The following is a 12,907-nucleotide window of genomic DNA, read 5'->3' as shown; positions in this document are numbered from 1 at the left end:
CGGCGTTCACCCTATACGACCTGTCATGGCGATCATGAGACCGATTCCAACGGCGAAGCACATGACCAGGCTTCCCGAAGCAAGAGCGAACTTGACGAGGTTGTTGCGTTCCTTGCGCTTGACGGCGTCCCCCACGACCAGCGTCACGACCCCGAGCAGCGGCAAGCCGACCACATTGCGCAACGAGCGCGCATCGTGGAACACCGGGCGCAACTGGCTCAGACCGACGGCCACGGCGACGCCGGCACCGATCGCACCGAACAATGCCGCCAGCAGCAGCAACGAGCGGTTGGGCGCCACGGGCTGCTGCGACACGCGTGGCGGATCGATTAGCCGGAAATCTGCCACTCCGGCAACCGAATCCAGATTGCCGGTCAGCGAAGCGGACTCACGCCGGGACACGAGGTCTTCGTAGTTCTTCTTGTTGATCGCGTAGTCGCGGTTCAGCTGGGCGAACTCCGCTTCGATTTGCGGCGCGGTCTTGACCATCTCCTGTGCACGGGCGTAGCGGTTGCTGTACTCAGCAACGCGCGCACTCAGCGATGCCACCTGCACCTCAGCGGTGGCCAGCAGGCGGCCAAGCTCCTGCGCCACCGGGCTGCTGCTCACCGCACGCGCGGGGTTGGCAACAGCGGCCTTGCGCAGCTCTTCGACCTCGGTGCGCCGCTGCGCTTCGAGTTCCTTGATCAGCCGGCGCGTCGACAGCACGTCCGGGTGCTGCTCTGTATAGCGCTGCAGCAACGTGTCCAGATTGGACTTCTGCGCCTCCAGGCGCACATCGAGTTCCGGCGTGGCAAACAGTTTGGAGTCGCTGATGCCGCTCTTGGAGGCGGCCGTCAGCAAGGCGCGTTCGGCATCCAGCTGCCTTTTGGCGGCATCGCGGGCCCGTTCCGCTTCGAGCAATTCGAGCTTGGCCTGGTTGTACTGCGCAGCCATCTCGCCAATGCGACCTGCAACGTCCGGGCCAGCCTTGGTCTGCATGTCGATGTTGCGCAGTCGGAAATCCTTCAGACGGGTCTCGGCTTCTTCCAGACGCGTCTCGTAGGTGCGGATCTGGTCGGCGATGAACTTCTGCGCCGTCTCGGTGTCCTTGCGCGAATCGCCCAAGCTGGACTCGACGAAGATCGACACCAGCGACTGAACGACCTTCTGCGCGCGCGGCGGGACCGGGTCCTGGTAAGTGATCGTGTAGAGGTTGTCGCGCCCCGCGCTCTTGATTTCGAGCGTGCTCATCAAGCTTTCGATCAACGCATCGCGCTTGGCAGGCGACTGGGAGCCCAGGTCGAGATCGGCCATGCGAATCAGCTTCTCTACGTTCGGGCGGCTGATCAAAGTCCGGCTCAGCATGATCACCTGCTGGTTCACGTTCGGCTGCACGGCCAACCCAGACATCAATGGCTTCAGGATGGACTGCGTGTCCACGAAGATCCGTGCGGTGGCTTCGTACTTGTCGGGAATCCGCAAAATTGCGGCCGAACTGACGATCGCGACCACCCAGGCCGCCAACAGCCCCCACCAACGATGCTTCCACGCCCCCTTGGCGAACGTGAAAATCTGATTGACCAGCTCATCCATGTTCAGAACCAGCTTTGCGGAATGATCAGAATGTCGCCTGGCTTCATTTCGACGTTGTTCGAGATGTCACCGCGCTTGATCAGATCACGCAGGCGCACCGAATACTGCTTTCCGCCTTCGGCCGTCCGCAGGATGGTGGCGCCATTGCCATCGGCGAAATCAGTCAGGCCGCCCACCGCGATCATCACGTCGAGCAGGGTCATCTTCTGCTTGTAGGCCAAGAACTGCGGGTTGGCCGCTTCACCGACGACACGGATCTGCTCACTATAAGGACCGATGAAGCCGCTCACGATGACCGTGACCACGGGGTCGCGCACGAATTTGCTGAGCGCCTTTTCGATCTCGCGCGCCACCTCGGTCGAGTTCTTGCCCTGGGCAACCAGCTCATCGACCAGCGGCGTCGATACCTTGCCATCCGGACGCACCGGCACCACCAGCGACAGCTCCGGGTTGCGCCAGACGATGATGTTCAGCGCATCGCCGGGGCCGATGATGTAGTTGTAGTCACTGGAAGCCGCGAGCATCGGCGCAGGGGGATGCTTATTTGAGGCGCACCCCGCAAGCACGACAGCCGCGACCAGCAGCCCGACTTTGCCAACCAGGCCGCGAGCCCAAGCATGATGATTTTTCAAGACAAATCCCCTACATTATCCGAATGGTGGATGCAACGTGCGGGGCACTATAGCGTACTTCCCCTACGTCAATCCGGCGTTTCACTGTGCCGGACGACGACGCAAAAGTCATGCTTACAAACACTGACTCTTTCATCCTGCAGCACATATTCTCGGTGTTTCGGCCCCAGCATTAGCGCTAAGAATGCACACAATGAACCTTGATCAAGCATTGGCGGCCTGGGTGCAGCTTTTAGGTGCCGACCATGTGCTGGATTCCGCAGAATCACAACGCCGCTATGGAGCGGACACCAGCGGCAACGAGCGGGTGATCGCCGGCGCGCTGCGCATCACCGATGCCACCACGTTGCCAGCGGTCATGCGCATCGCCAGCGACTTCCGGGTTCCGGTCTATCCGATCAGCACCGGTCACAACTGGGGTTACGGAACCGCCCTGCCGGTACGGGACGGCTGCGTGATCGTCGACCTCGGTGGTCTGCAGCGTATCGTGCACTTCGACGCCGAGTTCGGCGTCGTGACGGTCGAGCCCGGTGTGACCCAGGGCATGCTGGCAGACTTTCTAGAGGCGGGCCAGCATCCGTTCCTCGTCCCCGTGACGGGTGCCGGCCCGACTTGCAGCCTGCTGTCCAATGCCCTGGAGCGCGGCTATGGTGTGACGCCACTGACGGACCACTTCTCCGCGGTGACCGACATTGAGGCCGTGCTGCCGGACGGCTCGCTCTACCGGACGGCGCTGCGCGAAGCCGGCGGCGAGGATCTGGCGCGTCTGTTCAAGTGGGGGATCGGTCCTTATTCAGTGGGCCTGTTCACGCAAAGCGGCTTCGGCATCGTCACGCGCATGAGCATCGTGCTCGCGCGGCGCCCGGAAGCGACCAAGGTCTGTCTCTTCAGTCTGAAGGACGATGCACTGCTCGAAACCGCGATGGAACGGCTGCGCCAGATCCTGGGGCGGCTGCCGGGGATCGTGGGCGCCATCAATCTGATGAACCAGCACCGGGTGCTGTCGATGTCGGCCCCCTACCCGCAGGAACGGATCGGCGCGGATGGCCTGATCCCAGCGGAAGTCGTTCAGTTCCTGGGTAAGCAGTATCAGATCTTGCCGTGGACCGGATTCGGCACGCTCTACGGAACGCAGCGCGTGGTGGCAGCCGCGCAGCACGAGATCAGGAGTGCCCTCTCCGGCGTGGCCAGTCGGCTCATCTTCCTGACGCCGCAGGGCGCCAAGACGCTGGCCAAATTCGCCAACCGGCTACCCGGTGGCCTGGGTCAACGCCTGGGCAGCACTGCAGAGACGCTGGCCTTGTCGTTGCAGTTGGTCGCAGGCCGGCCCAACGAGACGGCGCTGCCGCTGGCGTACTGGCGCAACCCGCTCCCACCGACGGGCGCGGCACGCGATCCGGCGCGCGACGGTTGCGGGTTGATTTGGTATGCGCCGCTCGTCCCCATGCGGCCCCAGGCCGTGCGTGCCTATACGCGGATGGTTCACGAAGTGACAAGGCGCCACGGCATCGAGCCACTCATCACCTTCACAACATTAAGTGACAAGCTGGTGGACAGCACTGTGCCGATCATCTTCCGACGCGACGACCCGGCCAGCGTCCTGGCCGCGAAGGCGTGCTACGACGAGCTGGTGCATACCGGCCGTGCCCTCGGCTTCTTTCCGTACCGGGTCGGCATTGCCGGCATGGCGACCGTGGTCGGACTGCAGGACCGGGCCACGCACTTTCACGCCCGTCTGCGTGAAAACCTCGATCCACACGACATCCTCTCGCCCGGGCGCTACCGCTGAAGGCCGCGCCGGCGAGCCCGGCCGCTACACGCCGTAGTACGCGCGGTACCAATCCACGAAGCTGCGCACGCCGACGTCCACCGGCGTCGAAGGCAGGAACCCCACCCACGCATTCAATGCGTCGGCATCGGCGAAGGTCGCCAGCACATCGCCATCCTGCATCGGCAACAGGCGCTTTTCCGCCGTGCGACCAAGCGCCCGCTCGATGCAGCCGATGAAGTCCAGCAGCCGCACAGGGTCGCGGTTGCCGATGTTGAACACGCGGTACGGTGCGTGGCTGGTCGCGGAGTTCGGCACGGCTGCGTCGAATGCGGCATCGGGACTGGCCACGCGGTCCAGCACGCGCACCACACCTTCGACCACATCGTCGATGTAGGTGAAGTCGCGCTGCATCTGCCCGTGGTTGAACACGTCGATGGGGCGCCCTTCCAGGATCGCCTTTGTGAACAGGAACAACGCCATGTCAGGCCGGCCCCAGGGCCCGTAGACGGTGAAAAACCGCAGCCCGGTGGTCGCAAGCCCATACAAGTGGCTGTAGGTATGGGCCATCAGTTCGTTGGCCTTCTTCGTCGCCGCGTACAGGCTGACTGGATGGTCGACCGCATCGCGTTCGGTGAACGGCATCTTGGTATTGCCGCCGTAGACGCTGGAACTGGAGGCATATACAAGATGCCCCACGCCGTGGTGGCGGCAACCCTCCAGGATGTTCAGGAAGCCGACCAGATTGCTTTCAACGTAGGCGTGCGGGTTCTGCAGCGAATAACGTACGCCGGCTTGCGCCGCCAGGTGCACCACGCGGTCGAACCTGTGGGCAGCAAACAACGCCTCCATGCCGGCGCGGTCGGCAACGTCCAGCCGCTCGAAATGAAACCCCGCGTGGGGCCGCAGTTGCGCGAGACGGCTCTCCTTCAGCGAGACTTCGTAGTAATCGTTGACGTTGTCCAGGCCGACGACTTCATCGCCCCGCTGCAACAGCCGCGTGGCCACGCTCATGCCAATGAAGCCGGCCGCGCCGGTGACCAGCACCTTCATGCGTCGGGCCCTTCTTCGTCGGCGGCCGCGGCGTAGCCGTACTCCATCTGCGCCTCGATGGCCTTCCACAGCGGCCGGATCATCAGCCGCAAGCCGCCTTCGACCGTGGGCACCTGGATCATCGAGGGCACGCGCAGCCCCCGGTGTTCGATCGGCGTGCCGATCGGAATGATCTTGACGCCAAGCTTGGCGAAGTGCTCGGCCAGCCGCGGCTCGGTCAGCGTGAAGATGGTCTCGATGCCGTTGCGCTGCGCCATCTGCACCGCGGCCATGTACAGGCCGACGGGAATGTAAGGAAACCTGGGCTGCTGCGCATCGCCGAAATCGCGCACGTCGATCGCCACCTCGCGCTGCTCTTCGCCGCGACGACGCCGAAAATCGCCCAGCACCGCCAGGCGCGACACCTCTGCCACACGATCACGCGGCAGCTTGGCAGGGTCGACGACGTCACGGAACAGAGAGTCACGGCAATAGCGCTCAAAGGGCATGGGCTCGTCCGGCGCTTGAGGGTTGGGGAACACCAGCCGCGCACAACCCACCAGACGCCTCACCGTTTCTGCCGTCCTCAGCAGGCAATGCGCGGAATGCGCGTCGTACACATCCGACTCTTTCTGGTCCGGCCTGACCGGCTCGAACCCCAGTTCGCGCGCGTAGACATCGTGGCGGATGAAGTAGCCGTCATCCTTCTCCGCCTGCGTCAACGCGGGGGCGATCGTGAAGAACCGGTTGAAGCCTTCAGCAAGATTGGGTCTGGAAGTACTGGTCATGGTCGTGCGATGGAGGCGGGAACACCATGGTGCGCGCGAAATCGGCGGTGGGCGGCCCCGGCCGGATATTGTCAGTCGCAACGTGCAGTTTTTGGGACAAGTGGAAAGCGTCGTTCGTTTACAACGCATAGCGAATCACGGATGATGATCCGTCCAGTGCCCACCTGATACATTTCCGCCCACATGGCCGCAGTCGACACCGCTCTGAAGGAAAGTCCGCCGATGGCGCTGCCGGGGCTGGGCCGGGCGCTGATTGCGGCAGGCAAGCTGGGCCAGAAGGCGGCCGAAGACATCTTCCGCAAGGCGCAGAGCAGCCGCACCAGTTTCATCGCGGAACTGACGGGCTCGGGCTCGGTGTCGCCGTTCGATCTGGCGCACACCATGTCTTCGGCCTTCGCAGCGCCGCTGCTGGACATCGAGGCAATCGACCCGCAACGCCTGCCCAAGGACCTGCTCGACCCGAAGATCTGCCAAGCCTTGCGGGTCGTGGTGCTGAGCAAGCGCAACAACCGCCTGATCGTGGCGACGGCCGATCCTTCGGACCAGGAAGCCGCTGAAAAAATCAAGTTCGCCACCCAGATGGGGGTGGACTGGGTGATCGCCGAATACGACAAGCTGACCCGCGTCGTGGAGGCCGGCACGGCCAGCACTGCCGAGGCGATGAACGAGCTCATGAACAGTGAGTTCGAGTTCGACGATGCGGCCGTCGAAGCTGCCCACGAAACCAACGATCCCGGCGTGGCCGAGGTTGAAGACGCGCCGGTCGTCAAATTCCTGCACAAGATGCTGCTGGACGCCTTCGGCATGCGCGCGTCGGACCTGCACTTCGAGCCCTACGAGCACAACTACCGCGTGCGCTTCCGGATCGACGGCGAGCTGCGCGAAATCTCATCACCGCCAGTGGCGATCAAGGACAAGCTGGCTTCCCGCATCAAGGTGATCTCGCGGTTGGACATCTCCGAGAAACGCGTGCCGCAGGACGGCCGCATGAAGCTCAAGATCGGGCCGGACCGGGTGATCGACTTTCGGGTCTCCACCTTGCCGACGCTGTTCGGCGAGAAGATCGTGATCCGGATCCTCGACCCCAGCAGCGCCAAGCTGGGCATCGATGCATTGGGCTACGAGGCCGAAGAGAAGCAGCGCCTGTTGCACGCCATCGGCCGGCCGTACGGCATGATTCTCGTCACCGGCCCGACCGGCTCGGGCAAGACGATCTCGCTCTACACCTGCCTGAACCTGCTGAACAAGCCGGGCGTGAACATCGCGACGGCAGAAGACCCCTCCGAAATCAACCTGCCTGGCGTCAACCAGGTCAACGTCAACGAGAAAGCCGGGCTGACCTTTGCCGTCGCGCTCAAATCGTTTTTGCGGCAGGACCCGGACATCATCATGGTTGGCGAAATCCGCGACCTGGAAACGGCCGACATTGCGATCAAGGCCGCGCAGACGGGCCACCTGGTGCTCTCGACGCTGCACACCAACGACGCGCCGACCACGTTGACGCGCATGCGCAACATGGGCATCGCACCGTTCAACATTGCCTCCAGCGTGATCCTGATCACGGCCCAGCGCCTGGCACGCAAGCTGTGTCCCGCCTGCAAGGTGCCGATCGAAATTCCGCATGAGACGCTGCTCGAATCGGGCTACACGCCGCAAGAGATCGATGGAACCTGGAAGCCGTATCGGCCCGTCGGCTGCAACGCATGCAACAACGGCTACAAGGGCCGGGTCGGCATTTACCAAGTGATGCCGATCACCGAGGAGATCCAGCGCATCATCCTGGCCGACGGCAGCGCGCTGGACATCGACAGGCAGGCCAAGAGCGAGGGCGTGCGTTCGCTGCGCCAGGCCGGGCTGCACAAGGTCAAGCTGGGCGTGACCTCGCTGGAAGAAGTGCTCGCCGTCAGCAACGAATAGCGCTCCAAGGATCTATGGCCACCGCAGCCTCCCGCAACGTCAAGGAATTCGTCTTCGAGTGGGAGGGCAAGGACCGCAATGGCAAGCAGGTGCGTGGCGAGACGCGCGCCGCCGGCGAGAACCAGGTGCAGGCGTCGCTGCGTCGCCAGGGCGTGTTCCCGACCAAGATCAAGAAGCGCCGCATGCGCTCGGGCCGGTCGATCAAGCCCAAGGACATCGCGATCTTCACGCGGCAGCTGGCCACCATGATGAAGGCCGGCGTGCCGCTGCTGCAGGCGTTCGACATCGTCGGCCGCGGCAACTCCAATGCCAGCGTGACCAAGCTGCTCAACGATGTGCGCATGGACGTGGAGACAGGCAGCTCGCTGAGCGGTGCGTTCCGCAAGTTTCCGATGTACTTCGACACCTTGTATTGCAACCTGGTCGAGGCTGGAGAGGCGGCCGGCATTCTGGAAGCACTGCTCGATCGGTTGGCCACCTACATGGAGAAGACCGAGGCGATCAAGTCGAAGATCAAGTCGGCGCTGATGTACCCGATCTCCGTGGTGGTGGTGGCCTTCGTGGTGGTCTCGGTGATCATGATCTTCGTGATCCCGGCCTTCAAGGAAGTCTTCAGCTCCTTCGGCGCAGACCTGCCCGCTCCCACGCTGATGGTGATCGCGATCAGCGAGTTCTTCGTCGACTACTGGTGGTTGATCTTCGGCGGCATCGGCGGCAGCCTGTACTTTTTCATGCAGGCCTGGAAACGCAACGAACGCGTGCAGAAGGCCATGGACCGGCTGATGCTCAAGCTGCCGGTGTTCGGCACTTTGGTCGAGAAATCCTGCATCGCCCGCTGGACCCGCACGCTGGCGACGATGTTCGCGGCAGGCGTTCCGCTGGTCGAGGCCCTGGACTCGGTGGGCGGGGCCTCCGGCAATTCGGTCTACGCCACGGCCACCGAGAAAATTCAGCAAGAGGTGTCCATCGGCACCAGCCTGACATCGGCGATGACCAACGCGAATGTGTTCCCCACGATGGTGCTGCAGATGTGCTCCATCGGAGAGGAGTCAGGCTCCATCGACCACATGCTGGGCAAGGCAGCGGACTTCTACGAAGCCGAGGTCGACGACATGGTGGCCGGTTTGTCCAGCTTGATGGAACCCATCATCATCGTCTTCCTGGGTACGCTGATCGGCGGCATCGTGATTTCCATGTACCTGCCGATCTTCAAGCTGGGCCAAGTGGTCTGATGCTGCCGGCGGTCTGGCTGGACGCCTGCGTGGGCGGTGTGCTGGGGCTGTTGATCGGCAGCTTCCTGAACGTCGTCGTCTACCGCGTGCCGCGCATGATGTACCGCGATTGGCTGCGCGAATCGAGTGACAACCTGATGGCCGCCGACCCCAAACTGGGTGTGCCCTCCTCGCTGTGGAGTCTGGTGTTCGGCGGCAAGACGGCGCCGCCGGCCCATCTGCACAGCAGTGCGGCGGCGGCCGGCCAGGCGCTTGACGCGCTGCCCGCCTTCGACCTGATGCGCCCGCGCTCGCGCTGTGGCCACTGCGGACACACCATCCGCTGGTACGAGAACATACCGGTCGTGAGCTACCTGGCATTGCGCGGCGCCTGTTCCGCCTGCCGCGCCCCCATCGGCGTGCGCTACCCGCTGGTGGAGGGGGCGACGGGCCTGTTGTTCGCCCTGTGCGCCTGGCGCTGGGGCCTCACGCCGGTGGCGCTGGCATGGGCGACGTTTGCGGCCTTGCTGGTGTGCCAGTTCCTCATCGACCTGGACACGCAGTTGCTGCCCGACAACCTGAACTACCTGCTGCTGTGGAGCGGCCTGGCCGCCGCCGCGCTGGGCTGGACGGTGTCGCTGGACCTGGCTGTATGGGGCGCAGTCGCTGGCTACCTGGTCCTGTGGTTCTTCTTCCACGCCTACCGGCTGCTGACCGGCAAGGAGGGCATGGGCTACGGGGACTTCAAGCTCCTGGCCGCCCTCGGCGCCTGGCTGGGGGCGGACCACTTGCTGGCCATCCTGCTGCTGTCCTCGATCGTGGGCGCACTGCTGGGCGGTGCCATGCTGCTGGTGGGGCGTCTGGCCCACAAAGACATCCCCATCGCGTTCGGCCCGTTCCTTGCCGGTGCCGGCCTGCTTTGCCTGATCGCCGGACCTGAGCAAGTGCGGCATCTGGCGCCGTTCGCCTTCCCTTTTCCCATGCGCTGACTGGGTCTTCGGGCGATGAAAACATGGGGCCTCACGGGCGGGATCGGCAGCGGCAAGAGCACGGTCTCGGCGATGCTTGCAGTGCTGGGTGCTGCCGTCATCGATGCAGATGCGAACGCGCGCGCCGTGACGACGCCGCACGGCGCCGCGATCGATGCCATCCGCGCCAGCTTTGGCGACGACCTGATCACAGCCGACGGCGCGCTGGACCGCGCCCGCATGCGCACGTCGGTGTTCCAGGACGCTGGCGCCAAGCAGCGGCTGGAGGCCATCGTGCACCCGCTGGTGGCGCGTCTTGGCCAGCAGCAGCTGGAAGAGGCGCAGGCCGCCGGCTGCAACTTTGTGGTCTACGACATTCCCTTGCTGGTCGAATCCGGCCGGTGGCGCGCGCAGCTGGATGCCGTGCTGGTGGTCGACTGCCTGCCCGCCACGCAAGTCCTGCGCGTGCAGCAGCGCAGCGGGCTGGATGAAGCCGCCGTGCAAGCCATCATCGCGGCCCAGGCCCCGCGGCTGTTGCGCCTGGCTGCGGCTGACGCCGTGATCTACAACGACGGCCTTTCCCTTGCCCAGCTGCAGGTTGAAGTAAACAGGTTCGCCGAGGGCATCGGGCTATCATTGCCGCCCACCGGAAGCCAAGCGTGATCCTTTACGAGTACCCATTCAACGAACGCATCCGCACCTACCTGCGCCTGGAGCACTTGTTCCGCAGGCTGGTCGAGCTGGTGCCCCGGGCCGACCCGATCGACCACCACTTCGCACTCGTCACGCTGTTCGAGATCGTGGAAGTAGCGGGCCGCGCCGACTTGAAGTCCGATGTGCTGAAAGACCTGGAGCGGCACAAGGCCCAGCTCGCAGGCTACCGGAACAACCCCTCGATCGCGCAGGACGTGCTGGAAGACGTGATCACCCAGCTCGATGCGAGCTTCACGGCGCTGCACGAGCAGCCCGGCAAGGCCGGCCAGTCGCTGACGGAGAACGACTGGCTCATGAGCCTGCGCAGCCGCGTCAGCATTCCGGGTGGCACCTGCGGCTTCGACCTGCCCGCCTACTACGCCTGGCAGCACAAGGACGCAGACCTGCGGCGCCGTGACATCGGCCAGTGGGCCTCCACCCTGGCGCCGCTGGCCGAGGCGATTGCTCACCTGCTGCGGATGCTGCGCGATTCGGGTGCGCCGCAGAAGGTGATGGCACTGGCAGGGCAGTTCCAGCAGAACCTGCCGCAAGGCCGCACTTACCACCTGCTGCGCCTGCGCATCGATCCAGCGTCCGGGTTGATCCCGGAGATCAGCGGCAACCGGTTGATGGTGTCGGTGCGGCTGATGCACCACGGTGAGGACGACAAGCTGCACCAGTCGGCGCAAGACGCGGCGTTCGAACTGGCCTTGTGTGCCTGAGGGTGGCGACCGGATGAGTTCGCCCGCACGCTGGGTCGTCTGCCCGACCTGCAAGGGCCAGAGCCTGTACGGCCCGGCCAACCGCTACCGGCCCTTCTGCAGCGAACGCTGCAAGAACATCGACCTCGGCGCCTGGGCGAGCGAGACCTTCGCGGTGCCCGATGCGGCCCCGCCAGACGACCAGCCGTTCGGCGATCCGCGTCTGCAGTAGCGCAAGCTCAGGCGCAGGTCGGACCGGCATAGCCGCGCTCGGCAGCCAACCAGTCCAGCACCGGAAGGGCTCCAGGCAACACCGGTGACAGGCGCACGGGCAGCGATGCCCACGCAAAGCGTTGCGCCTCACGCATGTCCAACTCACCCGTCCATTCCTGCACCTTGCAAAAGTGCAGGCGCACCAGTGCGTGTGGGTAGTCGACCAGCTCGGTCTTCCAGGGCTGAGCCGATGCAATGACGATGCCGATCTCTTCCTGCAACTCGCGACGCAGAGCCTCTTCGACCGTTTCCCCGGCTTCGAACTTGCCCCCCGGAAACTCCCAGTAGCCGGCGTAGACCTTGCCTTCGGGCCGAGAGGTCAGCAGGAAATCACCATTGCGCGCCACCAGGATGCCGACCGCCACATCCAGCGCCTGCCGGTCCGCTCCGCCGACGCGTGGGCGGTCGCCATCGGCCACCAGCGGCGCACGCGTCATGCCGAATGCTGCCCGGCGAAGTCGCGTGCGAACTGGTAGGCCACGCGTCCACTGCGCGAACCACGCTCCAGCGCCCAGACCAGGGATTCGGCGCGTGATGCCTCGATGGCCGCGGCCGGCACGCCGAACGAGCCCAGCCACTGCGCCACGATGGCCAGGTACTCGTCTTGCGAGAACGGGTAGAAGCTGACCCACAGGCCGAAGCGCTCGGACAGCGAGATCTTCTCTTCGACCACCTCGCCCGGATGCACCTCGCCATCGTCCGTGTGCTTGTACGTGAGGTTTTCCTTCATGTACTCGGGCAACAGGTGGCGCCGGTTGCTGGTCGCGTAGATCAGCACGTTGGGCGTGGACGCGGCCACCGAGCCATCGAGGATCGACTTGAGCGCCTTGTAGCCTGGCTCCCCATCCTCAAAGCTCAGGTCGTCGCAGAAGATCATGAACTTTTCGGGCCGCTCGGCCACGACGTCGACGATGTCGGGAAGATCCGTCAGGTCGGCCTTGTCGACCTCGATCAGGCGCAGGCCGCGCGGCGCGTATTCGTTCAGGCAGGCGCGGATGAGCGAAGACTTGCCGGTGCCGCGCGCGCCCGTCAGCAGCACGTTGTTGGCCGGCTTGCCATCGACGAACTGCAGGGTGTTGCGCTGGATCTTGTCCTTCTGCCCGTCGATCTCCTTCAGGTCAGACAGCTGCATGCGGCCCACGTGGCGCACCGGCTCCAGCAAGGCGTGGCCCGAGCTGCGCTTGCGGTAGCGGTAGGCGATGGATGCATTCCAATCGGGTTCGGACAATGGCGCCGGCAACACGCGCTCGATGCGCGCCATCAGCTGCTCGGCCTTTTGCAGCAGGCGTTCGAAGCTCTCGTTCATACGAGGGCCGCCGGGCCGCCCGAAGGCACTGGAGCGCCCGCTC

At 64.5% G+C, this 12,907-nt stretch carries 13 protein-coding genes; 7 read left to right on the top strand and 6 right to left on the bottom strand.

Annotation, left to right across the window (positions count from 1 at the left end):
* Positions 1 to 6: 6 nt before the first annotated feature.
* Together AC099J_RS05245 and AC099J_RS05240 are read right to left on the bottom strand one after the other, a co-directional pair.
* A complete protein-coding gene (locus AC099J_RS05245) occupies positions 7 to 1,575 on the bottom strand; it encodes an XrtA system polysaccharide chain length determinant (protein ID WP_479614161.1) in 1,569 nt (522 codons plus the stop codon).
* A gap of 2 nt (positions 1,576 to 1,577) precedes the next feature.
* The gene (locus tag AC099J_RS05240) at positions 1,578 to 2,099 is read right to left on the bottom strand and encodes an XrtA/PEP-CTERM system exopolysaccharide export protein (RefSeq protein ID WP_479614417.1); all 522 of its coding nucleotides are present in this window, start codon (positions 2,097 to 2,099) and stop codon (positions 1,578 to 1,580) included.
* Between the two features lie 301 nt (positions 2,100 to 2,400).
* Between AC099J_RS05240 and AC099J_RS05235 the strand changes: the two genes are divergently transcribed.
* Complete coding sequence (locus AC099J_RS05235) at positions 2,401 to 3,996, top strand: FAD-binding oxidoreductase (protein WP_479614160.1); 1,596 nt, start codon at positions 2,401 to 2,403, stop codon at positions 3,994 to 3,996.
* Between the two features lie 24 nt (positions 3,997 to 4,020).
* Here the strand turns inward: AC099J_RS05235 and AC099J_RS05230 are convergent, their stop codons facing one another.
* Positions 4,021 to 5,028, bottom strand: a complete 1,008-nt coding sequence (locus tag AC099J_RS05230; protein WP_479614159.1) for an NAD-dependent epimerase — start codon at positions 5,026 to 5,028, stop codon at positions 4,021 to 4,023.
* Positions 5,025 to 5,795, bottom strand: coding sequence for a PEP-CTERM/exosortase system-associated acyltransferase (locus AC099J_RS05225; protein ID WP_479614158.1), 771 nt, complete (start codon positions 5,793 to 5,795; stop codon positions 5,025 to 5,027). The genes AC099J_RS05230 and AC099J_RS05225 overlap by 4 nt, the downstream gene beginning before the upstream one ends.
* Positions 5,796 to 5,978: 183 nt before the next feature.
* On the opposite strand from AC099J_RS05225, the gene pilB reads away from it, so the two are divergent.
* Genes pilB through AC099J_RS05195 form a run of 6 tightly spaced genes read left to right on the top strand, consistent with a single transcriptional unit; the run spans position 5,979 to position 11,517 of the window.
* Entirely contained in the window at positions 5,979 to 7,712 is a 1,734-nt protein-coding gene (gene pilB, locus AC099J_RS05220; protein WP_479614157.1) for a type IV-A pilus assembly ATPase PilB, read from the top strand.
* A gap of 14 nt (positions 7,713 to 7,726) precedes the next feature.
* Positions 7,727 to 8,944, top strand: coding sequence for a type II secretion system F family protein (locus AC099J_RS05215; protein ID WP_479614156.1), 1,218 nt, complete (start codon positions 7,727 to 7,729; stop codon positions 8,942 to 8,944).
* A complete protein-coding gene (locus AC099J_RS05210; protein ID WP_479614155.1) occupies positions 8,944 to 9,912 on the top strand; it encodes a prepilin peptidase in 969 nt (322 codons plus the stop codon). Before AC099J_RS05215 ends, AC099J_RS05210 begins: the two co-directional genes overlap by 1 nt.
* A 15-nt stretch (positions 9,913 to 9,927) precedes the next feature.
* Complete coding sequence (coaE, locus tag AC099J_RS05205) at positions 9,928 to 10,554, top strand: dephospho-CoA kinase (protein ID WP_479614154.1); 627 nt, start codon at positions 9,928 to 9,930, stop codon at positions 10,552 to 10,554.
* A complete protein-coding gene (gene zapD, locus AC099J_RS05200) occupies positions 10,551 to 11,306 on the top strand; it encodes a cell division protein ZapD (protein WP_479614153.1) in 756 nt (251 codons plus the stop codon). Before coaE ends, zapD begins: the two co-directional genes overlap by 4 nt.
* A gap of 13 nt (positions 11,307 to 11,319) precedes the next feature.
* Complete coding sequence (locus AC099J_RS05195; RefSeq protein ID WP_479614152.1) at positions 11,320 to 11,517, top strand: DNA gyrase inhibitor YacG; 198 nt, start codon at positions 11,320 to 11,322, stop codon at positions 11,515 to 11,517.
* Between the two features lie 7 nt (positions 11,518 to 11,524).
* Here the strand turns inward: AC099J_RS05195 and AC099J_RS05190 are convergent, their stop codons facing one another.
* Positions 11,525 to 11,995: a (deoxy)nucleoside triphosphate pyrophosphohydrolase gene (locus AC099J_RS05190; RefSeq protein WP_479614151.1), complete on the bottom strand. Its 471-nt coding sequence runs from the start codon at positions 11,993 to 11,995 to the stop codon at positions 11,525 to 11,527.
* Positions 11,992 to 12,864 (bottom strand): ATP-binding protein, encoded by an 873-nt coding sequence (locus tag AC099J_RS05185; RefSeq protein ID WP_479614150.1) that lies wholly within the window; start codon positions 12,862 to 12,864, stop codon positions 11,992 to 11,994. Before AC099J_RS05185 ends, AC099J_RS05190 begins: the two co-directional genes overlap by 4 nt.
* Positions 12,865 to 12,907: the final 43 nt, after the last annotated feature.

Source organism: Rhodoferax sp. RT4P68, from assembly GCF_056521305.1.
Note: the sequence above shows the minus strand (reverse complement) of the source record. Positions and strands in the feature narration are given on the sequence as shown.

Excerpts from the sequence above, each read along its gene's own strand:
- AC099J_RS05245 (WP_479614161.1), bottom strand. The coding sequence starts at position 1,575 with ATGGATGAGCTGGTCAATCAGATTTTCACGTTCGCCAAGGGGGCGTGG.
- AC099J_RS05240 (WP_479614417.1), bottom strand. The coding sequence starts at position 2,099 with ATGCTCGCGGCTTCCAGTGACTACAACTACATCATCGGCCCCGGCGAT.
- AC099J_RS05235 (WP_479614160.1), top strand. The coding sequence starts at position 2,401 with ATGAACCTTGATCAAGCATTGGCGGCCTGGGTGCAGCTTTTAGGTGCC.
- AC099J_RS05230 (WP_479614159.1), bottom strand. The coding sequence starts at position 5,028 with ATGAAGGTGCTGGTCACCGGCGCGGCCGGCTTCATTGGCATGAGCGTG.
- AC099J_RS05225 (WP_479614158.1), bottom strand. The coding sequence starts at position 5,795 with ATGACCAGTACTTCCAGACCCAATCTTGCTGAAGGCTTCAACCGGTTC.
- pilB (WP_479614157.1), top strand. The coding sequence starts at position 5,979 with ATGGCCGCAGTCGACACCGCTCTGAAGGAAAGTCCGCCGATGGCGCTG.
- AC099J_RS05215 (WP_479614156.1), top strand. The coding sequence starts at position 7,727 with ATGGCCACCGCAGCCTCCCGCAACGTCAAGGAATTCGTCTTCGAGTGG.
- AC099J_RS05210 (WP_479614155.1), top strand. The coding sequence starts at position 8,944 with ATGCTGCCGGCGGTCTGGCTGGACGCCTGCGTGGGCGGTGTGCTGGGG.
- coaE (WP_479614154.1), top strand. The coding sequence starts at position 9,928 with ATGAAAACATGGGGCCTCACGGGCGGGATCGGCAGCGGCAAGAGCACG.
- AC099J_RS05195 (WP_479614152.1), top strand. The coding sequence starts at position 11,320 with ATGAGTTCGCCCGCACGCTGGGTCGTCTGCCCGACCTGCAAGGGCCAG.
- AC099J_RS05190 (WP_479614151.1), bottom strand. The coding sequence starts at position 11,995 with ATGACGCGTGCGCCGCTGGTGGCCGATGGCGACCGCCCACGCGTCGGC.
- AC099J_RS05185 (WP_479614150.1), bottom strand. The coding sequence starts at position 12,864 with ATGAACGAGAGCTTCGAACGCCTGCTGCAAAAGGCCGAGCAGCTGATG.